Consider the following 24,060-nt stretch of genomic DNA (forward strand, 5'->3'; position numbering starts at 1 on the left):
ACTGAATATTGAAAGAAGTGTTATACTGTTGTATATGAACTACTAACAATGGAGGCTTGTAACGTGGATCAAAAAAAAATTTGTCCTCGATTTGAAAAGGCGCTAAAAATAGTCAATCATCGCTGGAATACTTTACTCATTTTTCAATTATTAGATGGTCCTCAGCGGTATTCAGTTATTAAAAATCAGTTAAATATAAGCAGCCGCGTCTTAACTGAGCGATTAAAGGAGCTAGAAATCGAGGAAATTGTATTACGTACTGTCATTCCTTCTACCCCAGTCGTCATTGAGTATGAACTTACTGAAAAGGGATACGCACTTGCACCCGTACTAAAAGCAATTGAACAATGGTCTTCTGAATGGGTAGCAATAACAGAAGAATAATAAAAAAGATATTCAAGCGAGGGGGCTTGGATATCTTTTTTTGATTGAAGAAAGCATTATTTATCGATCTTTTAGCAGTTATGTTTCAATGAATTTACTGTTATATTGTAAATAATATTAATTTTCTTTAAAAAAAGAAATTTTTCATTACGGAAAGAAATTAATTGATTATTATAGAGAATGTAAGGGAGGGTTTTATGAAAAAGAGTTCAGCAATAGACGTCCAGCATCGAAGTCAGTTAGCGATTTACTTATCATTACCAATACTTTCATGGGCTTTCTATGATTTTGCTAATACAATTTTTTCTTCAAATATTAATACCATTTTTTTCCCGTTTTATATGGATGAGGTATTAGGAACAAATGAAGTTATGCAACAAGTAGCTAGTACATTTATTTCGTATGCGAATGCCATTGCTAGCTTATTACTTGTAGTATTTTCTCCACTTTTCGGAGTGTGGATTGATAATACTGGCTATAAAAAAAGATTTATTGTCTGGTTTGCTTCTATTTCCATTCTTTTTACTTTTATGATGGGGATATTTGCGGATTTACAGATAACCACTCATTACTCAGGCGTACCCCTTAGTTTATTTTTAGTCGTGGCAAGTTTTGTCATTGCAAAGTTCTTCTTTAATTCAAGTCTAGTATTCTATGATTCTATGATGGCAGATTTAGGAACGAAAGAAGAAATGCCACTTATATCTGGCTATGGCGTTGCAATTGGGTATTTGGGTACACTTTTTGGTCTTCTCGTTTATTTGTATGTTGGCAACAGTGATTTTCATCGTGCATTTATTCCTACTGCAATTTTATATTTATTATTTTCACTGCCTTTATTTTTGATCAATAAAGATAAGCCAATTCCAAAAGCACAGAGGAAGTCTTTAAAATTTTTAGATGGCTATAAAGAAATTATTCAAACCTTTAAGGATATGAAGCAATATAAGGCGATCTTTACTTTTATGATTGCTTATTTCTTTTTGAATGATGCTATCGCTACTACGATTGCAATGATGGCCGTTTACGCGACGGCTATTGTCGGTTTTAGCTCGGGTCAATTTATCATTCTTTATTTAGTCTCTACTGTATCCACGATAATTGGGTCTTTGGCATTTGGCTATATTACAAAATCAGTAGGCGCTAAACGCGCGATTACTATGGTAGCCCTCATTATGATTGTCGCTTTAGTGTTTGCTGTATTTGCGACAGCACAATGGATGTTTTGGCTTGCAGGTAGTCTTTTTGGTATATCACTTGGCTCTATGTGGGTAACGTCTAGGACCTATATTATTGAATTGTCACCAGATGAGAAACGTGGACAGTTCTTTGGCTTGTTTGCTTTCTCTGGGAAAGTATCATCCATTATTGGGCCAGCCGTATACGGAACAGTTACATTATGGATGAAGGATTACGGAACACTAGCTAGCCGTGTTGCACTATCGACGCTAATCGTCATGACAGTCATTGGCCTATTGGTACATCTAAAAGTTAATGATAAAAATGGAAATAGCAAGTAGGAGAAATGTATTGCCTATGATACAATTGAATTATAAATTGAAGTAGAGAAAGGAGCGGGGTTGCATTGGAACATAAAGGAATATTATTAGAAAGTGGCACAAATGAGCTAGAAATCGTTGAATTTGAAGTAGCTAACAATAAATTTGGTATCAATGTAATTAAAGTAAAAGAAATCATTCAACCGATTCCAGTAACATTTATTCCACACGCGCACCCGCATGTAGAAGGAATCATTCAATTACGAGGTGAAGTATTACCAGTTGTGGATATGCTACGGGTACTTGGAATTCAGAGTACTGAGCGTAACCCGCAACAAAAATATATTGTTGCTGAATTTAATAAGCAACGTGTTGTGTTCCATGTGGATAACGTGACACAAATTCACCGTATATCATGGAATCAAATTGAAAAGCCTTCAGATATGTATCAAGGCGGAACATCACAAGTTATAGGTGTTATTAAACAAAACGAGCAAATGATTCTACTACTCGATTTCGAAAGAATTATGGTGGATATTAATCCTGAATCAGGCATAAGTGTGGAATCTGTTAAAAAGCTGGGTAAACGTGAACGTACCGGTAAACGTATTTTAATTGCAGAGGATTCACCATTATTACGGAAGTTATTATTTGATACGATGAATGAAGCAGGCTATGACAATGTAGAGTTCTTTGAAAATGGCCGAGATGCATATGAATACTTAGAAGGAATTGCGAAGAGCGGTAGTGATATCGCAGAACATATTCAATTAGTCGTAACAGATATTGAAATGCCACAAATGGATGGGCATCATTTGACAAGAAAAATCAAAGAGCATCCTGATCTTCAAAAACTTCCAGTTATCATATTCTCAAGTCTAATTACGGATGACCTTCGTCATAAAGGTGATCAGGTAGGAGCAGAAGATCAAATTAGTAAGCCAGAAATTGCAGAGCTCATCCTACGTGTTGACCAATTAATTCTGTAATAGTTGTGCTTTACATGATACTTCACAATTTTAATAATGGGTATCCTGAAAGTATAAATAAATGAAAGTAAAGTCGGATGCCTTTAAAGTATCCGACTTTTTTGTATAGGTCTACATATTGTGAACAAAATAATTAGAAGATGCTTGAAGGATGTGATTATTTGAATGAACTTAAAACAGCCATTATTGATATCGGCTCCAATACTATTCGTTTAGTGTTATATCAGTACAACAATGAAGAGGGACTCCATGAACTAGGCAATATTAAAACGGTGGCACGTTTACGTACATATATACAACCCTCTGGTGAGATGTCTGAAGAAGGAATCTATGTGTTAGCCGAGACATTACAAACATTTAAAGCGATGTTAGAAGATTTTGAAGTGACAGATGTGAAAGCGGCGGCAACGGCTGCTATCCGCCAAGCGTCTAATCGTGACCAAATAATTGCAGAAATGAAAGTACGAACTGGTATTCAAATTGAGCTTTTATCAGAAGAAGAAGAAGCATATTTTGGCTTTGTAGCTGTTGCTTATTCCAGTGGAACCAAATCGGGAGTTACGATTGATATTGGTGGTGGTAGTACCGAAATTACGCTGTTTGAAAACAAAGAAATTCTGCAATCACATAGCTTTCCATTCGGGACAGTTTCTTTAAAGCAACGTTTTGTGAAGGGCGACATTATGAATAGCGGTGAAAGAAAGGTGCTTATTGCCTTTATAAAAGAGCAATTTCAAACATTATCATGGATTCAAAATAGTGGTTTACCAATTATTGCAATTGGGGGGAGTGCACGTAATATTGCACAGATTCATCAACAAAAACATGATTATCCCATTGCTAGTGTCCATGGATACGAAATGACAAAAGAAAATTTAGATGAATTAAGCTTATTTTTAAGTCAATTAAGCTTCCAAGAATTGAAGCAGCTAGATGGCCTGTCTTCAGACCGAGCTGATATTATTTTACCTGCCTTAGAAGTATTTAGAGTGTTAATGGATACTGTAGGAACCAAGTCATTTCAGCTTACGAAGAAGGGTTTACGTGAGGGACTGATTATTAAAAAGATTTTGCAAGCAGATAGCAATGCCTTTGATAAATATAATGTGTTTGAAGGAAATGCCAGAAGGCTTGCACGACAGTATGGTCGAACAGAAAAAGAGGTTGATTATTTGATGCATTTAGCTGATCAATTGTATCGCGAATGTTGTCATTTAGGCTATTTAACATATAATGTAGAAGATTTGCAGTTAATAAGAAAAGCAGCGAAGGTTTTTAATATCGGTGAATATATCGAATTAAGCTCTGCAAGCCAACACACCTTTTATTTGATTGCGAATCAATCTATTGATGGTTTAAATCACCCAGAAAGAGTCAAACTAGCCCTTCTAGCCTCTTATAAAAACAAAGATTATTTTGAACGATTTGCTGCCCCGTTCTCCACTTGGATGAATCGTGAGGACTATCGAAAAATACGAGATTTTGGAGCGTTATTAAAATTTGTCTATGCTTTAAATGTCTCAAAGCGAAATGTTGTACATGCAATTGAGATGCATCCAGAGGAAGATTATGTACAGCTCAATATTTATGTAAAGAACAATGCAGCAGCTGAAAAGTATCAAGCTAATCGACATAAAAAGCATTTAGAGCGAGCATTAAAAATCCCAATGACAATCAATTTTATTGAAGAAGGATGGAATACGGATGACAACTGAAATAACTAATAACGAGCTGAATGAGGAAGAGTTTTTAAAAAATCATAGTCAATTATTAGAGGAGATTGCGAAGCCTCAATACTATAATAATCGAGAGTTAAGCTGGCTTGCTTTTAATGAACGTGTATTAGAGGAAGCGGAGGATGTGAATAATCCTCTGCTCGAACGTTTGAAATTTTTAGCTATATTTAGCTCAAATCTCGATGAGTTTTTTATGGTACGTGTCGCTGGCTTACAAGATCAAGTTCGCGCAGGGTTCCATAAAGCTGAGAATAAATCTGGGTTAACACCAAAGGAACAATTAGCTAAAATTGCAGAACGTACACAGGCTTTAGTGCGTCGACAAACTGAAGTATACCGCCATTTAATCTATGATTTATTACCACAGCATAATGTACATATTGCAGACATGAAAGATTTAAATAGCACACAAAAAGCTTTTATTAATGAAATGTTTGCAGAAACTATATTCCCAGTTCTAACACCTGTAGCAGTAGATGCGTATCGTGCATTCCCTACATTGCTAGGGAAAACACTCAATTTACTTGTCCTTTTAGAGCAGGATGAATCGGATCTTGAAAGTCGCGAAAAAGTGGCAATCGTTCAAGTGCCATCTGTTTTAGATCGTTATATTAAAGTGCCCACTGAAGAAGGTAAAACGGTCGTTGTATTGTTGGAAGATGTCATTGTAGCGCATATTGAAAAATTATTTTATGGCTATAGCGTAAAATCAGCACAAGCCTTCCGTTTAACAAGGAATGCAGATTTAACGATCCATGAAGAGGGAGCAAGGGATCTTCTCGTTGAAATTGAAAAAGAATTGAAGAAACGTAAATGGGGAGTAGGAAGCCGTTTAGAAGTTCGAGTTGGAGAAATGAATGAGGAAGTACTTCTCTACTTATTAGATGAATTTGAAATTGAAGAAAATGACGTTTTCCATATTGATGGACCTTTAGATTTAACCTTTATGTTCTCTTTTGTTAAAGGTATAGCTGTTGGTCGTGAACATCTGGAATATGAAAGTTTTATTCCACAGCCACCTTTAGATTTACAATCCGATGAAAATATTTTTGAAAAAGCATTAACACAAGATATCTTTTTCCATCATCCATATGAATCATTTGCACCAATCGTTGATTTTATCTCTGAGGCAGCCGTAAATCCCAATGTCTTAGCAATCAAACAAACATTATATCGAGTAAGTGGTAATTCACCCATTATTCAAGCACTGAAGCTGGCAGCAGAAAATGGTAAACAAGTAACAGTTTTAGTTGAATTAAAGGCCAGATTCGATGAAGAAAATAATGTGCATTGGGCAAAACAGCTAGAACAAGCAGGCTGTCTTGTTATTTATGGGATGAACAATTTAAAAACACACTCCAAAATCACATTAGTCGTTAGTCGTCGGAATGGCAAAATTGAACGCTTTGTTCATCTTGGCACAGGAAATTATAATGATGCCACTGCAAAAATTTACACGGATATGGGCATAATAACGACAGATAAAGAATTTGGTATTGATGCGACAAACTTCTTTAACTATTTAAGTGGCTATACAGAAAAACCTACATTTAATCATTTAGTCGTGGCACCTTTTGATATTCGAGATGAATTTATTCGATTAATGGATGAAGAAATTGCTTGTCATAAAAAATACGGGAATGGTTTTATTCGAGCTAAAATGAATTCATTGACAGACAAAGATCTTATGATGAAGTTATATGAGGCTTCGATTGCTGGGGTAAAGGTAGAGCTTATCATACGTGGTATTTGCTGTATTAGACCTGGTATCCCTGGCATTAGTGAAAACATTACAGTAACAAGTATTGTCGGTCGTTTCCTTGAACACTCCCGAATTTATTGGTTCCATCATAATGGAGAGAATAGAGTATATTTATCTTCAGCTGATATGATGACACGCAATATGATTAAACGTGTAGAAATTTTATTCCCTGTATATGCAAATGAAGCAAAAACTCGTATTATTGACATAATGAATACACAATTAATGGATACTGCTAAGGCTCGTATTCAAGATTCCAATGGTAAGTATCATTATAAAGATTTTGATCGTAGTGAAGATCCATTGAATAGCCAGGAGATTTTCTTACAAGATGCATTAAAGCCTACGCTAGACGAAGAATAGAGCAAACACGATACTTAGTGAGGGATAGAATGAAAAATTATAGAGAGAGTGTAGCGCCATTTGCAGATTATCAACAACTCATTCAAATGAATCCGTTTGATGCAGTCATTTGTTTGAGAAAAGTTGATAAAAAGGTGTTCGAGGTCGTTGATTTTAATGATAAGTTATTATCATTTATGGAGCTGCAAGATAAAGCAGCGACGAACGCTGAACGTTTTTTTACCAAGCAATGCTGGCTGCAGTTGTCGAATTTTCTAAACGAAGAAGACCATACACAGCATGTCCTGAAATTAGGTACCGGTTATTATGAACGAGCATTTGCTATTCATGTACAACACTTTTCTAAATCCATGGTTGCGGTTATTTTGAGAGAAACACAGATAGAAGATAAACCTTATTTACAATACGTGGAACAACATGTGAGTCCTGTGCTAACGGTCGATTTACAAGGCCGAATTATTCATCAAAATATGGCCGTTACGTCAGCACTTTCTAGAGAGCAGCAATGTCTAATAGGACGAGATATTTTTTCATTATTGGAAAGTAAATATATGAAAGAATTTAAATTATTATTTGCTAAAACTATTGAAGGCTCAGCTTTTGGTATGCCGAAATGCTTGTTTAAGAACCAATTGCTAAGTAAAGAGCCTTTTTACTTAAGAACACACCCTACCTATTATAATGGTGAGGTTATAGGTGTCCATTTATTTGTAAAAGATGCAAATTCATTTATGAATGATCATGAGGCATTTTATTACCTAGCGCTAATGGATGAATTAACAGGTATTTGGAATCGTAAGGCATTCAAGGAGCATTGGCTACATCATCTAAACGATAAAAAACAAGAGCATAAGCAAGCAGCCCTTATTTTAGTGGATATAGATCGTTTTAAAAAATTTAATGAATCCCTAGGTGAAAGTAAGGGGGATGAGCTTATGCGTATGTTTAGTCAAAGGCTTAATGAACTGTGCTATTCAAAATGTGCCCTTTTTCGTTATAACAGTGATGAGTTTATCTTTGTGCTAAAAGATGCGACTATTCAAAAAATTGAACATACCGCTAATGCCATTTTGGAAGTTTTAAAGCAGCCATTTATGATAGAAGGACAGGAATATTTTATTAGCGTTTCAATCGGTATCTCCCTTAGTCCAGCAGATGGCAAGGATTTAGAGACACTTGTAAGGAAAGCTGATAAGGCTTTATTTTCTGTTAAAGAGCATGGACGATCTCACTATCGTTATTATCGTGAAGATATGACGGCAATTTTCCCGAATGAAGCTTTAATGGAAGCGCATTTACGACGTGCTATTGAATTTAATGAACTTAGTTTGCATCTCCAGCCACAGATGGACCTAACAAATAATAGCATCAATAGCTTTGAAGCTTTATTGCGATGGAATAACCGTAAATTTGGTTTTGTGTCACCAGCACAATTTATACCTATTGCGGAGGCTTCAGGATTAATTATTGAAATTGGTGATTGGATTATTGACGAGGTTTGTCGTCATCAAAATGAATGGCAATCCAAAGGGTATCGTCCTGTAAGAATAGCCGTCAATATATCACCAAAACAGTTCAGAAAAGAAAACTTCGCACGAAAAATAAAAGCGGCATTAAAGAAATACGAGGTGCCTCCAGAACTTCTGGAGGTAGAGATTACCGAAAGCTCTATGACAAATGTTCATGAGACATTTTCGATTCTTACGGAATTGAAGCAATTAGGGGTTTATGTGTCAGTAGATGACTTTGGAACAGGCTATTCTTCATTAAGCTATCTAAAGCGTTATCCAATCGATATTATAAAAATCGATCAATCGTTTATTAGAGATATCGCTAAAGATGACAAAAATGAGGCCATCATTAAAGCTATCATTTCGATGTCTCATAACCTAGGGCTAGAGGTAATTGCTGAAGGAATCGAAGAGCCCACACAAGTTGATTTCCTTAAACGTCATCATTGTCAAAAGGGACAAGGTTATTTGTATAATAAACCTTTACCCGTTGAAACAATTGTACAGAAATATTTCGTCAGCTAGTTAAAAAAGTAGCACTCATCATCATAGGATGAAGTGCTACTTTTTTTATTTGACGCTTTTGAGGCCGTTTAACACAATAGCTGTAAATCGATTCATCTCAGCGGCCAAGTCAAAGTCTTCACCGTGAATTAACCAATCATAAACATTGGCACGCATACAACGTTGTATGATGGCTTGCACTTCATGAGCTGATACATCATGTCTTAGCTCACCTTGTTGTAGCCCTTCCTCAATATATGTATTCATTATTTGAAAAATCTTGCGCTCGGGATTAATTAAGTAATGATCCTGTTTTACCTGATTTGTCATTGCAGCAGTATACACAGTGCGTAACAGGTCCTTTCCTACAACATTCGTTAAGTATTTCATTTGTTCTTGATACACGAATAAAATTTTTTCACTTGCCGGTAATGTAGGGTCGATATTTTTTTCTACAGTGCTATAAAAGTGATCCAGATCTTTAAATTTTTCTAAAATAACATCATATTTAGATGGGAAATGTGTATAAAATGTACCCTTTGAGACATGACAAGCCTTTGTAATTTGTTCGACAGTAACATGTTCAAATCCGAATTTGTTGAATAGATCTAATGATGTTTTTAATAATTTATCACGAGTTTCTAATGCCTTCTTTTGCCTGTTAGTTAGAGATTCCATAGTGAGATTACCTCCGATATTAAGTATTGTAAAATATTTTCTAAATTAAAAATTCTGAAAATATAAAATTTTTAATTGACGAGATGGATTTATTTTGATTATGATTTAATTGACCGTAGTCACTGACCGAGGTCAATTAAAGGTATCTCGTTATTAATGTTACGATAAAAAACTGTAGTTGGCTAGTGACCATCCAGCACTATTGCTGAATTTTCAAGAATTGGGGGATATCCATATGGATAGAAAATTAGGTTTTATCGGGTTAGGAAATATGGGGTTACCAATGTCTATTAACTTATTAAAGGCAAACTATGAGGTGTATGGCTTTGATACAAATGCAAAGGCAGTGGAGCTATTTACAGAAGCTGGCGGAATAGGTCTTGCATCAGCAAAGGATGTTGCAAAGCAATGTGATGTGGTAATGACTAGCCTACCAACTCCTCAAATTGTAGAAATGGTGTATTTATCAGAGGAGGGCATTATACATCATGCTAAGAAAGGTGCCTTACTGGTTGACTTTAGTACGGTCAATCCTGACTTAAATGATTCGTTACATAAAGAAGCAAGTACGTTGGGATTACGATATTTAGGGGCACCTGTAAGTGGAGGGGTCATAGGAGCTGTAAATGCTACCTTAACGATAATGGTCGGTGGTGGCAAGGACGATTATGATAGTGCAAGTGAAATATTCGGAATAGTCGGTAAAAATATTTATCATCTAGGTTTATCCTCAAGTGTAGGTACACGTCTTAAATTATTAAATAATCTAATGATCGGGTTTTACACAGAGGCTGTAGCTGAAACGATTGTGCTTGGTGAAAAAATGGGGATTGATGCGGATACGCTGTATGAAGTATTAAGTAATAGCTACGGTCAAAGTCGGATTTATGAGCGTAACTATGTGGAATATATGAAAAATAATAATTATGCACCTGGTTTTTCAACGAATCTATTATTGAAAGATTTGAAGTTAGCAAAGGGCATGGCTGATGAAGCTGGTGTATCTCTACGTATTGGGGAAAAATTGGTGGAACTTTATAGTGAGATTGCTCAGCAGGGCTATGGTGAAAATGATATGTCTGCAGCTTATTTAAGCTTAAAGGATACATGTAAAATAAAACAATTATAAGAGGAGGAAATGATGATGACGACAGCTCAAGAGGTAAAAACATTAACGCATTTTATTGGTGGACAGTTAGTTGAAGGGAAAAGTGGCAGATTTGGCTCTGTATACAATCCAACTACGGGTGATGTCATTGCTAAAGTGCCACTGGCAACAGTAGAGGAGACAAAAGAGGCAATCGAGCAGGCTCAAGCAGCCTTTCCATTATGGCGTAATACATCTGTGGCTAAACGTGCAGAAATCGTCTTAAAGTTCCGCAATCTTATGACAGAAAATATGGAAAAGCTACTACAAATTATTTGTAAGGAAAGCGGAAAAACGTTGGAAGATGCCAAAGGTGAAATTACACGAGGTCTTGAATCTGTCGATTTAGCCATCGGTGCCCCACATCTCATGAAAGGTGAGTACTCCGTTAATGTTGGAGGTCAAATAAACGCTTATTCCGCAAAATATCCACTTGGTGTGGTAGCGGCCATTTCACCCTTTAACTTCCCGATCATGGTGCCTTTAGCTCAAACGAGTATGGCCATTGCGGTCGGAAATGCTGTGATTTTAAAAGCATCTGAACGTGTACCAATGACTGCTTTATATGTTAGTGAGCTATGGAAAAAAGCGGGCTTACCAGATGGAATTTGGACAGTGGTGAATGGTGATAAAGATGCAGTCAATGAACTTTTAGAGAACCCAACTGTGCAAGCGATTTCATTTGTGGGCTCAACACCAGTGGCCAAGTATATTTATGAAACTGGTTCTAAGCATGGGAAACGTGTAACGGCACTTGGCGGTGGAAAAAACAATATGGTTGTCATGCCAGATGCAGATCTTGAACAAGTTGCAAACGCCTTTATAGGGGCAGCCTATGGAGCAGCATCTCAACGTTGTATGGCGATATCCACAATCATGCCTGTAGGAAAAGATACTGCTGATCGTCTAGTGTCGATTTTAAAGGAAAAAATTACTAATCTAAAGGTGGGTCCATATACAAATCCAGATTCAGACTTTGGTCCAGTTATTTCTCAACAATCAAAAGAAGCAATACTCGCTGCCATTGATCGTGGAGAGTCTGAGGGAGCCTCCATTATTTGTGATGGTCGTGAGTTGGATATTGTTAAAGAGTCAAAAGGTTTCTATGTAGGTCCTACATTATTAGATCATGTAAAGCCAGGTATGGAAATTTATGAGCAAGAAGTATTTGGACCTGCTCGTAATGTTGTACGCGTAGATTCTCTGGAGGAGGCTATTGAACTAATTAATAAGCATGAGCTAGGAAATGGTGTCACTATCTTTACAAATGATGGATTAGCAGCTCGTAAATTCACAACAGAAATAGACGTCGGCATGGTAGGAGTGAATGTACCAATTCCTATTCCAGTAGGTTACCATAATTTTGCTGGTTTTAAAGGGTCTCGTTTTGGTGAAGGGCATATGTTTGGTCCAGATCAGGCGCGATTTTTTACAAAGACAAAAACCGTTTCAGAACGCTGGATGGTAAGTGATACATCAATTGCATCAACATTTGCATTCCCAAGCAATAACGATTAGTACCAACAAAGAGCTGTAGCGATATACAGCTCTTTTTCCAAAAAAAAGGGGAGGGGAGGGATGTACATGTTGGCGTACATTGGTCTTTTTGGTAGTTTAGCATTATTAGTGTATTTAACAATGAGAGGCGTTAATTTACTTATTTCAGCACCGTTAACTGCACTGTTAGCTGCTTTAACTAATGGTCTTGCGTTTTTTCCACAAACCGCTAATGAAAATCAAGCTAATTTTCTAACGAGCTATATGGATGGATTTACTGGTTTCGTTGGTTCTTGGTATTTAATGTTTATGGCAGGTGCTATTTTCGGGAAAGTTATGGAGGATACAGGAGCAGCTGATAGTGTTTCTAAATGGATTGTTGAAAAAATCGGGGTGAAATATGCAACATATGCGGTTGTATTAGCCGCAGCGGTCCTCACATATGGGGGTGTTTCTGTTTTTATCGTTGCATTTTCTGTTTATCCAATGGCCATCAGTTTATTCAAACAAGCGAACTTTCCACGACGCTTTATCCCCGCTGCACTTGGTCTAGGCTCGGTCACTTTTACGATGACGTCAGCTGGCTCACCTGAAATTCAAAATTGGATTCCAATTCAATACCTTGGAACGACACCCTATGCAGGATGGCAAGTTAGTATTGTTGTCGCTATTTTTATGGCTGTTGGTGGTTCACTTTGGCTGAATTGGATGATTAAACGAGCTGTGAACAATGGGGAAATATTTATTGAACGCTCAACAGATCCAGTGGTTGATGAAACGCAGAAGCTTCCTAGTCCACTACTTAGTCTAATACCATTACTAGTCGTTTTAGTGATTTCTTTTGCTTTCCATAATTCTCTTGGAACTTCTGCTTTAATTGTCGCTTTGACAAGTGGTTGTATTGTCGCCTATTTAGTGAGTTACAAGTATGCCAAATCCGTTGGAGCGACATTAGCAGCGGGAGCAATGGGTGCCATTATTGCTATTGCTAATACAGCGGCTGTAGTAGGCTTTGGTGGTGTCGTAAAAGCAACGCCATCCTTTTTGGCTACAGTAGATGTCATGACAAATATTCCTGGTAGTCCATTAATTGGGGGAGCCCTAGCGATTGCTGTCATTGCAGGTTTAACAGGTTCAGCATCGGGTGGTCAAACAATTGCGATGCCTTTGCTTGCACCCCACTATATTGATATAGGGGTAGATACAGAGGCATTGCACCGGACAATTGCCATTGCATCAGGATCACTTGATTCTTTGCCACATGGTGGTTATGTTGTCACTACCATTAATTCAGTCTGTAATGAAAAGCATAAGGACGCCTATATGCCATTTGGAGCGTTGACGGTTATGATTCCAACCATCGGTACAATAATTGCCATTATATTATTTTCAATAGGGATGTAGGAGGAATGTTGTATGCAAGGAAAAACAGTATTCATTACTGGAGCAGCTCGTGGTATTGGTCTTTCCATGGCACAAGCATTTACCGAACAAGGAGCCAATGTCGTAATTACGGATAAAAATGAACAGCTTTTAAGAGAGGCCGTTGAAAACAATCCTTCCTTAACGGCTTATACATGTGATGTGTCAAATGAAGAAGTCATACGAGAGGCAATTGAATGGACAATCGATCGCTTTACAACGTTAGATATTTTAATTAATAATGCAGGATTTCAACATGTCTCCCTTATTGAAGACTTTAAGACGGAAATTTTCGAAGACATGCAAAAAGTAATGGTCGTTGCACCATTTATTGCGATGAAATATGTATTACCTCATATGAAGAAAAATCAGTTTGGTCGTATTATCAATATGGCCTCCATTAATGGTGTGATTGGATTTGCAGGTAAGGCAGGTTACAATGCGGCAAAGCATGGAGTCATTGGTTTAACGAAGGTAGCTGCGCTGGAAGTAGCAAAGGATGGAATTACGGTAAATGCGATTTGTCCAGGATATGTTGATACCGAACTAGTGCGCCATCAATTTAAAGATTTAGCGAAAACTAGAGGAATTCAAGTAGAAGAAGTACTTGAAGAGGTGCTCTATCCACTTGTACCTCAAAAACGCTTACTTGATGTATCGGAAGTTACAGGGCTTGCATTATATTTGGCGAGTGATTTAGCTAAAGGATTAACGGGTCAAGCTATTCTTTTAGATGGTGGGTATACAGCTCAATAGTGTAGGAGGGAAAAAGATGATTCAAACAAAAACAAGCTTTACCGTTCATTCACCTGGAACGATTGTGTATGGGCGTGATTCCTTTGAAGAGGTGGGCGAGTATGCTAAAAAACTCGGCACTAAAGCACTTATTATTAGTGATCCAATTATGGACAGCTTAGGCTTTGTAAAGCAATGTAGAAGTTTGTTAAACACATATGGAATAGAAGCGGTTCCATACTTAGGGGTAGTAACTGAACCAGATGACACGTATGTAAAGGAAGGGCTACATCTTCTTCAGCAGGAAGGTTGTGATGTTATCATTTCTGTTGGAGGTGGAAGCTGTATTGACACAGCAAAGGCGATTGCAGTGGTGGCTACAAACGGTGGCTACATAGGAGATTATATGAAAATGGCAAAAATGGCAGAGCAAGTGCCAATCCCACATATTGCTATTCCAACGACAGCTGGAACAGGTTCAGAGGCAACAGATGCCACTGTTATTACCAATACAAAGAGTGAAGTCAAAATGATGATTAAGCAGCCTGCCTTTATGCCAACGGTTGCCATTGTTGATCCTATTTTAACGATTACATCACCACCTGCGATTACTGCAGCTACAGGGATTGATGCCTTAAGCCATGCCATTGAAAGTTATTTGTCCCGTTTAGCCCATCCATATTCAAATGTACTTGCTCTTTCTGCCATGGATTTAATCGTCCATAATATTTTGAGAGTTTATGAGCAAGGGGATGATGTAGATGCGAGAGAAGCTATGTCATTAGGCTCCATGCAGGCAGGTCTATCTTTTTCTAATGCCTCGGTTGCATTAGTACATGGAATGTCTCGTCCAATAGGTGCGTTATTCCACGTGCCCCATGGTATTTCCAATGCTATGCTTTTACCAGTGGTTTTAGAATTTTCTAAAGAAGCTTGTATAGATCGGTTAGCAGTTTTAGGCCAGTTCTTTCATGAAAAGAATGAAACTCTATCACAAGAAGACCTTGCTCAGTTAGCTATTTCTTCCATTAAAGAAATGTGTAAACGAATGAATATTGGAAATTTAAAACAGTGGGGGATAGAGGAAGGCGCGTATTATAAGGCCATCCCTAAAATGGTCGAAGACGCAATTGCAAGTGGTAGTCCTAGCAATAATCCAAAGATACCAACAAAAGAGGAACTAATGGAGTTATATCATACAGCTTATACTTATGAATTCTAAAAAATTTCCGAGCTATTCATTCATGTGGATAGCTCTTTTATGTTTTTATAGAAAATAAAAAGTGCAATTGACAGAATTAAAATGACAGTTTCGAGAAAATATAGTAAAATTTTAATGAATAACCATTCATTTTTGACAAAGGGGGAAATGGAATGTTGCAGGGGAAGACAATTATAATTACAGGTGGATCAAGTGGAATGGGTCTTTATATGGCGAAGCAATTTGTTGCCGAAGGAGCAAATGTTGTCATCACAGGGCGCAATGAAGAACGTTTAGCAGAGGCAAAAAAGTTTATTGCAGAGGCTGGCTCAACGATTGAAACTTTCCAAATGGATGTACGAGTACCAGAACATGCCGAGGCGATGCTAGCATTTGCTGTTGAAAAATTTGGACAGGTTGATGGTCTTGTTAATAATGCCGCTGGTAATTTCATTGTACATGCTGAGGATTTAACACCTAATGGCTGGAAGGCAGTAGTAGATATCGTGTTAAATGGTACGTTCTTCTGTTCTTCAGAAGTAGGTAAATATTGGATTAAAAATAATATTAAGGGCTCTATTTTGAATATGGTTGCTACTTATGCTTGGAATGCAGGAGCTGGTGTGGTCCATTCAGCTGCAGCAAAAGCGGGAGTATTATCATTGACGAGAACATTAGCAGTAGAATGGGGGAAGCAATATGGTATTCGCGTCAATGCCATAGCACCAGGGCCAATAGAACGAACAGGTGGTGCTGATAAGCTTTGGGAATCTGAAGCAGCTGCTGCGCGTACATTAGATTCTGTTCCACTAGGACGTACGGGTACACCTGAGGAAATAGCTGATTTAGCTACATTTATGATGTCTAATAAGGCAAGCTATATGAACGGAGAATGTGTGACACTGGATGGTGGTCAGTGGCTCAATCAATATCCATTCTAAAAATGTTTGCATAATGAAGAGCTGGATTGACGCATACTAAGGGTAAAGAAAGGAGTTTTGACAATGGGTATGTGGTTAATACCAGCTCTAATTGCCATGATAATTATTTGTGTTATTTCGTTTGTATCCACGTTGAAAATTGCAAAGATGACTTCTGAACGGAAGTCTGAAAAGGATACTCCGATTTCAGAAACGGTTGAAGAGTATGCAACGATGCTCAATCCAATCGTATGGGTATATCTGATATTTTTACTCTTTTTAGGGATCATGATTTTTTATTACTGGAGTAAGGCTGGCTATTAGAAATAACTCATCCTCAATCAGAGATGAAACACTTTAACTGATTGAGGGTGTACTTAGTTTTTGTTGAATAGCTCAAAAAAATTCGTTATTCCTGAAAAACTCTTCCCGTCCTGATCATGGTCAGACATAGAAAAGTTGTGATATGATGAAAGGGAAGGACTGTTCTGCACAGCCAGGACAGAAAAGGAGAAGAAGTTCATGATTTCAACTAACAGCAAAGACTTATTAGCAATGCCAATTAGTGATTTTATCATTTCCTCTGAAAAAGTTGCGCATGTACAAAGTGGCAATAGTGCTGAGCACGCACTACTTGTACTAACGCGTACAGGATATTCGTCCATACCTGTATTAGATTTGAAATATCGACTTCAAGGTTTACTGAGCATGAAAATGATAACGGAATCGATTCTAGGACTCGAGCATATTGAGTATGAAAAGCTTCCTGATATTAAAGTTGACTCTATTATGGAAAAAGAGATCGCTGTATTAAAGTTGTCAGATACATTTCAGCGAGCTTTGGATTTAGTCATTAACCACGCATTTTTATGTGTAGTGGACGAAGATGGTACTTTTGCAGGGATATTAACAAGACGTGTTATTTTAAAGCAATTGAAAAAATATATTTATCAAAAAGAGTAGTAGTTTAAGAGGGAGCTCATATGAAAATCATGAGGCCCTCTTTGCTTGTAATTGGAGGTTTACAGATTGATGGCAACAGAGGCAGAGATTTTAAAAATTTTAGCTGAGGAACGCAATATGCGGAAAGCGGCTGAACGTCTATTTCTATCCCAGCCAGCCCTTTCCCAACGTTTACAAACGATTGAAAAGGACTGGGGTGCACAATTATTTATTCGTTCACAAAAAGGTTTAACAGCAACACCTGCTGGTGAACAGGTTATTGCTTATGCAAAGGAAATGCTAGCCAAAAAGGAAGAAATATTTGAAACGATTCAATCCTTAACGACAAAGGTAAATGGAACCTTGAAAATTGCCTGTGCGTCTATTGTTGGTCAAAACTGGTTGCCTAAAATCCTGAAGGAATTTGTATCTAAATATCCCGATGCAAAAATATCACTTATGACGGGCTGGAGTTCTGAAATTGTGAAAGCCCTTTATGAGGGCGAGGCACATATTGGAATTGTACGAGGTCAGGTAGATTGGAAAGGGGAAAAGATTCACCTTTTCAGAGACACCCTTTATTTGGTGGATAAAGAGGTGAAGACAATTGAAGATGTGCTGACAACAGATCGTCCTTTTATTCAATATAAAAGTGACTCGAACTATTATCAGGAAATTCAACAATGGTGGCAGCAGCACTTTGCCTCCAATCCAAGAAAACAAATTTTAGTCGATCAAATAGAAATTTGTAAACAGATGGCTTTAAATGGAATAGGGTATGCTATACTACCATCCATTACATTAAATGACCATGATGAAATTCATAAAATACCTTTAACAAACGATGAAAAGGAATTTGGAATTACACGCGATACATGGCTCATTGGCTATGAATCATCTTTTGAATTGCGACAGGTAGAAGCATTTGTAGAAGTAGTGCAAGACCATGCTCGTTGTTTGTTTGACTATACAAAATAAAAAATAAGGCAATTCCAGTCTATTAGGGGATTGTCTTTTTCGTTTGGCTCGGTGATTTCTTAAGAGTTTATGAATATTGATGAAGATATCATAAGAAATGGAACAAAATGCAATTTAAATCGTATAATTATGTAACCATCTACTTACATAAAAAGGGGTTGAGCTTTTGAAAAAGACAAAAATTACGGCACTGACCTTATTAGTTATGCTGATGATGAGCTTTCTGCTGCCTTCCACACAGGCGCAAGCAGCTGCACCATTAGAGGTCAAAGCAACAGCAGGTATATCAGGGAAAGCTAAATATCAATCAGTTGTGCCATTACAAGTGACAGTGAAAAATAACGGTGCAGATTTTTCTGGGGATATGGCAATAAATTCTTCCAATTCTTATGAAGCAGCATCCGCACTTGTCGTTCCAATTGATATTGCAGCAGGAGAAGAGAAGACATTTACCTTCTATCTAGATGGTTTAGCTGACAATGGATATTCGGACGCAGATTTATTTGCCTTTTATGAAGGGAATATTGAAAAGGGAAAAAAGATTGCCTATAAGGGGACCAAGCGCCTACAATCCAATTTTTTAGATCCTACATCAACATTTGTCTATACATTAACAGATAAAAGTGATCGACTATCTGCACTTTTACGTTTATCATCATTTGTTTCTCAAAACAATGTGGAAATATTTAATATTAATCAATTAAAGGATTATACATTCCCAGAAGATGAACAAGGACTTGCCATGGCAAACGTCATCGTCATAGATGAAGTAGCAATAGCCGACTTAGCACAAAAACAACAAGCGGCATTGCTGAAATGGGTACAAGATGGGGGTACATTACTTTTAGGGGCTACTGATCAAGTAGATGCCACAGCAGGGGTTTTTAAAGATTATTTACCAATGTCATTATCACAAGAAATGACATCTATTTCTGCAGAAACATTAACAAAATTATCGGGCGGTGGTATTTTTACGCAGCCAATTTCGATTCATACAGCTACTAATCATGAAGAAAGTTTACCTGTATTAACGGAGAATAATGTAGTCCTAGCCTCGAAGAAAAAAATTGGCAGTGGCGAAATTATTCAAACAGCCTTTTCTTTAGGAGATCAGCCGCTCGCTTCAATGGATGGCTATGCAGCCCTCCTAGCAAAGATAATTGATATTCAAAGTATTTCACAGCAAGGAATGATGAGTCAGGGACAATCCCCACTCGATCAAATTTCTTATGAGCTTCGTAACATAAATGAACTATTCCCGTCCTTTGAAGTTTCAGTAAGCTATATGCTTATCGTCATTATTCTTTATATTATCATCATTGGTCCAGTTCTTTATTTTGTCCTGAAAAAGGTAGATAAGCGGGAGCATGCATGGTGGATTATTCCGGTGTTCTCAATCGTTCTTTCGATTGGTCTTTTCATTGTTGGAGCAAAAGACAGAATTGTTCAGCCACAAGTACAACAATCCGCATTTTATAAGGTCAATGAGGATAGTAGTTTAAATGGGTACTATGTTGAATCAATCTTAACGAATCGTAGCGGGGATTTTATTGTGAATACGGATAAAAACACAACGGCTGTTGCAATGAGAAATTATAATAATTTCACGGGTTCAGTGGGTGATTTACATGAATCTTCTTATATTAAGGAAAATGCCAACGGTTCAACGTTAACATTACGTGATTTAAATTATTGGTCTGTTCAATCATTTGTAGGGAAAACATCTGCTCAAAATATTGGCAAAATGGATGTTGATATAACGTTGAAAAATGAGAAGCTAACTGGAACAATAAAAAATAATTTCCCATTTGAATTAAAAGACGTCACTTTAATCTCTGGCGTGAAAGAAGTAAAACTGGGTGATATTAAAGCAAACGGAACCTTACAAGTAGACAAGGAAATGAAGACAACAGTACTTCAAAAGCCATCTGTTTTTAATAGTTATAATTATAGTTACCCATCTCAGAAGGATGAGGTAGATCCTATGCGTGTTGAACGAATGAAAACATTAGCATTGCCACTTGTAGAGAATGATAGACAGCCAGTACTGACAGCATGGACAGATCAAGCGATTGTAGGAGCTGAACTTGAAACAAGTGCAAATATGTCTCCAATTACAATGCTTGTTCAACCGTTTAAAGGGAAAGTGGAACTATCAGGACCCTTTACAATGAAACGTAATAATTTCACGTACTCATTAAACTCACTATCGGCGAGTGGATACTTCGATAAAATTGATGAGGAATTAAATAACTGGTATCTATCTGATGGTTTATACGAATTAACAATGGCAATGCCCGATCAATTTATGGACGCTGTGGAATCACTTAATGAACTAACTATTTCTAATAAGGATGTTAAGCGTATGCAACTGTCGATATGGAATAATGCGACGAATATGTATGAGCCATTAGTGGATACAAAGCAAGTGTTTACAAATAACATTAAAAATTATATTAATCAAGATAGTGAAGTTCGACTTGAAATAAAATATGGCCCAGATCCAACTGGCGAACAAACGAAATTACCTGAAATAGAGCTGAAGGGAGTGGCAAAATAATGATTGAAATTCGTGACTTAACGAAAAGATATGGCTCCTTTACGGCCCTGGATCATTTAAATTTGTCCTTAGAAGAAGGCATCGTGTTTGGCTTTGTTGGTGCAAATGGAGCAGGGAAATCAACAACATTTTCTATTTTAGCGACATTATTGTCACCGACATCAGGCGATGCGTTGATAAACGGTAAAAGTGTCGTCAAGGAACCGAAAGAAGTACGCAAGCAGATTGGTTATATGCCTGATTTCTTTGGTGTCTATGATCAGCTAAAAGTAGATGAATACTTAGATTTTTATGGAGCTAGCTATGGTATACAACTGGCAGAACGCCAAGTGCTGATTCCACAGCTTTTAGAACTTGTAAATTTAACGAGTAAACGTTATGAATACGTAGATTTATTATCGCGTGGGATGAAGCAACGTTTATGTCTTGCCCGTGCACTTATTCATGATCCTAAAGTATTGATTTTAGATGAACCAGCATCTGGATTAGACCCTCGCGCCCGTGTGGAAATGCGAGATATTTTACGAAATTTAAAGTCTATGGGTAAAACCATTTTAATTTCTTCTCATATTTTGCCGGAGCTAGCTGAAATGTGTGATGAAATTGGCGTCATTGATAATGGCAAATTAATTGCACATGGAAATGTTGCTGCCATTCAGGCACAGCTACAGGGAGAAAAGCGTATTGTAATGAAAGTGACAGATCGTATAAATGAAGTACGCTCATATTTAGAAGAAGATCCCCATATTTCGTCTATTGATGTTCTTGAGCATCGTCTTGAAATAGCCTTTAATTATCGTGGAACAGATGCAGAGCAGGTGGCATTACTGAAAAAGGCCATACTTGCCGATTTACCAATTTATGCGTTAAGTGAGGAAGAAAAAGATTTAGAGGATGTCTTTATGGCGATTACGAAGGGAGCGGACAGTCAATGATGGAAAGATTTTATAATCCAGTATTTGTGAAAGAGTTAAAGTTACGATTCCGTTCTTTTAAAAGCTTCTCAGGATTAATGTTTTACTTAGCAGTACTTTGTATTTTCATTGCAGGCTTTTTATTGCTGACAACTGAATTTACTGGCAAAGGATTTTTTAGACCAGAAACAAGTTTTATGATGTTTGCTGTATTAACGATTTTACAAATGGCATTAGTTCTATTCATTACACCAAGCTTAACAGCAGGAGCTATCAGTAGTGAGCGTGAAAAACAAACCTTAAATATTTTGCTAACAACGACACAAAGCTCTACACAAATTGTCATTGGAAAATTATTATCGTCCGTGTCGTTTCTAGTTTTAATGCTCGTAGCAGGATTACCATTATATAGTTTAGTGTTCCTATTTGGTGGAGTTTCACCTTCTCAGCTTATTTCTATATTTTTATTTTACTTAGTTACTGTTGTAGCAATAGGTAGTATTGGCGTCATGTTTTCAACGATTACTAAAAAAACAATAGTTGCCATGATAGCCACATATGGATCTATTATCTTTTTAGGAGGGATTACTGCATTCTTCTTCTTTTTAACAATGGCTTTCCATCAAATGGGTAATGCCGTTGGTGCAAGTACCTCCTTTATGACTTATTTTTGGGCTTCAATTAATCCAGGTGCCTTAATGCTGACGCTGATTTCACCGGAGATGGGCAATGCGTTAGCTGAGCTTTCAGGAGTGGAACTACCTGTGTGGATTACTTATTTAATTGCGTATGTATTGATTATTGTACTTTGTTTAACGATTGCGATAAAAAAATTACGTGCCAACATGAAAAGTAACCGATGAGGAGGAATTATTATGGAGCGTCGTAAGCAATTACGAAAATACATTCAGCGTGCAAAGTCGAGTTTAACATTTGAAAAAAGCATCCCTATTGCACAATACGGTCTGTTTTTGGCATTGCTTTCGTGTGCTTCTCTTGTTCTTATTTCAAGATTATTTGTCTGGCCCTATTATCGCCAAATTGCGTTGGCTGTCTTTGTTACGCTTCTGATTGCAACGATAGTTTACATCTGGTGGAGACGTGTTAAAGAGAAAGAAGCTTTGCATACATTGGATCATTATTTTTCACATAATGAGTTGGTGACTGCTTTATCATTGAAAGACGATCAGGACCCACTTGTTCAAGCATTATTATTAAAGGCAATACAGAATGTTGAACAGGCTTTCATACGCTTTAAGGCTCGGAAGAAAAATTTGTTTCGACCAAAGGCGTTTATTGGATTATTTGGCACAGCAGTCGTCCTAGCAATCCTTTATATGTTCCCAGCAGCGACTCAAATTGAAGCGATAGAAGTTGAAAAAGAGCAAGCTGTAATCGACGATATGAAGAAGGAAGTTGCGGAGCTGGAGAATAAAGCACAGACAAAAGAAGTAAAAGAGCAATTGCAAGAGCTTCAAAACACGCTTAAGGAAGCAGAAACAGCTGAAGAGGCACTGCGCGAAGTGGTGAAGAAGCAAAAGGAGCTTGCTCTTAAGGAGCAGCAATTAAAGGATAAGCAAACGGCAAGTCAAGACGGTGCTACCGACGAACAAGGCTTATCGAAAGCAGAAGTTGAACAATTGAAAGAACTTGCTCAAATGCAGCAAAACCTCACACAAAATGCAAATGCCACACAAACAGCTATGAGTAAACTTGGTAAACCAGCAAGTAATTCCTTACAAAATGCGATTGCTAGTGCTAATAATGCTGGCACTAACAATCAAAATAATAACCAACAACAAGGTAGTCAGCAGTCATCCGGGAATTCCCAGCCAAGCAATCAGCAAGGGCAGGCAAGCCAGTCTGGTCAAAATAATGCTCAAAGTGGTTCCCAACAACAGAATGGTAATAATCAAGGACAAGGACAGGGCCAAGGACAGGGCCAAGGACAGGGCCAAGGACAGGGCCAAGGACAGGGCCAAGGTCAGGGCCAAGGACAAGGACAAGGACAAGGACAGGGTCAAGGTCAGGGACAAGGCGCAGGCAGAGGTCAAGGTGGTCGTGATTTATTGACGACACCGAATCGTCTAGGTGGGTCAAACGAGACATCCGTAGATGGGGGAGCATTGGGAGATGGTTCCCATGTTTCTGAGCAACAGGGGAATGGTCCGATAACAAAGGGTACCATTCGACCGTATGAAGAAGTAATTGGCTCCTATAAAGACAGCTATTTAGAAAGCTCAGAGCGTTTACAATTACCGAAGGATTTACAAAATGTCGTGCAATCTTATTTCACGTCAATTGAGTCGCAGTAGGAG

20 protein-coding genes are annotated in these 24,060 nt (G+C 37.5%); 19 read left to right on the plus strand and 1 reads right to left on the minus strand.

Features of this window, described 5'->3' with window-relative positions; all coding sequences use genetic code 11:
* The first annotated feature begins 63 nt into the window (after positions 1–63).
* The 6 genes from AC1Q6O_RS02490 to AC1Q6O_RS02515 all read left to right on the plus strand — a co-directional run bounded on the left by AC1Q6O_RS02490 (position 64) and on the right by AC1Q6O_RS02515 (position 8,769).
* Positions 64–384: a winged helix-turn-helix transcriptional regulator gene (locus tag AC1Q6O_RS02490; RefSeq protein ID WP_043989697.1), complete on the plus strand. Its 321-nt coding sequence runs from the start codon at positions 64–66 to the stop codon at positions 382–384.
* 197 nt (positions 385–581) lie between these two features.
* Positions 582–1,904 carry an MFS transporter gene (locus tag AC1Q6O_RS02495; protein WP_089985199.1) on the plus strand — a complete coding sequence of 441 codons (1,323 nt, stop codon included), beginning with the start codon at positions 582–584 and terminating at the stop codon, positions 1,902–1,904.
* Between the two features lie 65 nt (positions 1,905–1,969).
* Complete coding sequence (locus AC1Q6O_RS02500) at positions 1,970–2,872, plus strand: chemotaxis protein (protein WP_008174137.1); 903 nt, start codon at positions 1,970–1,972, stop codon at positions 2,870–2,872.
* A gap of 161 nt (positions 2,873–3,033) precedes the next feature.
* On the plus strand, positions 3,034–4,587 hold the full coding sequence (locus AC1Q6O_RS02505; RefSeq protein ID WP_492400902.1) for a Ppx/GppA phosphatase family protein: 1,554 nt from the start codon (positions 3,034–3,036) through the stop codon (positions 4,585–4,587).
* Positions 4,577–6,733 (plus strand): RNA degradosome polyphosphate kinase, encoded by a 2,157-nt coding sequence (locus AC1Q6O_RS02510; protein ID WP_008174135.1) that lies wholly within the window; start codon positions 4,577–4,579, stop codon positions 6,731–6,733. The genes AC1Q6O_RS02505 and AC1Q6O_RS02510 overlap by 11 nt, the downstream gene beginning before the upstream one ends.
* Positions 6,734–6,762: 29 nt before the next feature.
* Positions 6,763–8,769, plus strand: a complete 2,007-nt coding sequence (locus tag AC1Q6O_RS02515) for a putative bifunctional diguanylate cyclase/phosphodiesterase (RefSeq protein WP_008174133.1) — start codon at positions 6,763–6,765, stop codon at positions 8,767–8,769.
* Between the two features lie 45 nt (positions 8,770–8,814).
* On the opposite strand, the gene AC1Q6O_RS02520 is transcribed toward AC1Q6O_RS02515, so the two are convergent.
* Positions 8,815–9,426, minus strand: a complete 612-nt coding sequence (locus AC1Q6O_RS02520; RefSeq protein ID WP_492400903.1) for a TetR/AcrR family transcriptional regulator — start codon at positions 9,424–9,426, stop codon at positions 8,815–8,817.
* A 235-nt stretch (positions 9,427–9,661) separates the two neighbouring features.
* Between AC1Q6O_RS02520 and AC1Q6O_RS02525 the strand changes: the two genes are divergently transcribed.
* The 13 genes from AC1Q6O_RS02525 (at position 9,662) to AC1Q6O_RS02585 (ending at position 24,057) form a co-directional block, all read left to right on the plus strand.
* The gene (locus AC1Q6O_RS02525) at positions 9,662–10,555 is read left to right on the plus strand and encodes an NAD(P)-dependent oxidoreductase (RefSeq protein ID WP_090002009.1); all 894 of its coding nucleotides are present in this window, start codon (positions 9,662–9,664) and stop codon (positions 10,553–10,555) included.
* Between the two features lie 15 nt (positions 10,556–10,570).
* The gene (locus AC1Q6O_RS02530) at positions 10,571–12,091 is read left to right on the plus strand and encodes a CoA-acylating methylmalonate-semialdehyde dehydrogenase (RefSeq protein WP_043989693.1); all 1,521 of its coding nucleotides are present in this window, start codon (positions 10,571–10,573) and stop codon (positions 12,089–12,091) included.
* Between the two features lie 66 nt (positions 12,092–12,157).
* Positions 12,158–13,474 carry a GntP family permease gene (locus AC1Q6O_RS02535; protein ID WP_342550807.1) on the plus strand — a complete coding sequence of 439 codons (1,317 nt, stop codon included), beginning with the start codon at positions 12,158–12,160 and terminating at the stop codon, positions 13,472–13,474.
* Between the two features lie 12 nt (positions 13,475–13,486).
* On the plus strand, positions 13,487–14,248 hold the full coding sequence (locus AC1Q6O_RS02540) for a 3-hydroxybutyrate dehydrogenase (RefSeq protein ID WP_089985208.1): 762 nt from the start codon (positions 13,487–13,489) through the stop codon (positions 14,246–14,248).
* Between the two features lie 16 nt (positions 14,249–14,264).
* Positions 14,265–15,449, plus strand: coding sequence for an iron-containing alcohol dehydrogenase (locus tag AC1Q6O_RS02545; RefSeq protein WP_090002003.1), 1,185 nt, complete (start codon positions 14,265–14,267; stop codon positions 15,447–15,449).
* 152 nt (positions 15,450–15,601) lie between these two features.
* Positions 15,602–16,369 carry a 2,4-dienoyl-CoA reductase gene (gene fadH, locus AC1Q6O_RS02550; protein ID WP_090002001.1) on the plus strand — a complete coding sequence of 256 codons (768 nt, stop codon included), beginning with the start codon at positions 15,602–15,604 and terminating at the stop codon, positions 16,367–16,369.
* Positions 16,370–16,432: 63 nt separating this feature from the next.
* Positions 16,433–16,672 (plus strand): hypothetical protein, encoded by a 240-nt coding sequence (locus AC1Q6O_RS02555; protein ID WP_008174117.1) that lies wholly within the window; start codon positions 16,433–16,435, stop codon positions 16,670–16,672.
* A gap of 198 nt (positions 16,673–16,870) precedes the next feature.
* Positions 16,871–17,311 (plus strand): cyclic-di-AMP-binding protein CbpB, encoded by a 441-nt coding sequence (cbpB, locus tag AC1Q6O_RS02560; RefSeq protein WP_008174114.1) that lies wholly within the window; start codon positions 16,871–16,873, stop codon positions 17,309–17,311.
* Between the two features lie 69 nt (positions 17,312–17,380).
* Positions 17,381–18,268, plus strand: coding sequence for a transcriptional regulator CcpC (ccpC, locus tag AC1Q6O_RS02565; protein WP_008174113.1), 888 nt, complete (start codon positions 17,381–17,383; stop codon positions 18,266–18,268).
* 166 nt (positions 18,269–18,434) lie between these two features.
* Positions 18,435–20,828 (plus strand): DUF8725 domain-containing protein, encoded by a 2,394-nt coding sequence (locus tag AC1Q6O_RS02570; protein ID WP_492400904.1) that lies wholly within the window; start codon positions 18,435–18,437, stop codon positions 20,826–20,828.
* Entirely contained in the window at positions 20,828–21,763 is a 936-nt protein-coding gene (locus tag AC1Q6O_RS02575; RefSeq protein ID WP_008174109.1) for an ABC transporter ATP-binding protein, read from the plus strand. The genes AC1Q6O_RS02570 and AC1Q6O_RS02575 overlap by 1 nt, the downstream gene beginning before the upstream one ends.
* The gene (locus AC1Q6O_RS02580; protein ID WP_008174107.1) at positions 21,760–22,605 is read left to right on the plus strand and encodes an ABC transporter permease; all 846 of its coding nucleotides are present in this window, start codon (positions 21,760–21,762) and stop codon (positions 22,603–22,605) included. The genes AC1Q6O_RS02575 and AC1Q6O_RS02580 overlap by 4 nt, the downstream gene beginning before the upstream one ends.
* Before the next feature lie 12 nt (positions 22,606–22,617).
* Positions 22,618–24,057, plus strand: coding sequence for a DUF8809 domain-containing protein (locus tag AC1Q6O_RS02585; RefSeq protein ID WP_492400905.1), 1,440 nt, complete (start codon positions 22,618–22,620; stop codon positions 24,055–24,057).
* Positions 24,058–24,060 lie beyond the last annotated feature (3 nt).

This window comes from Lysinibacillus sp. GW823-FHT06C08 (assembly GCF_058795135.1).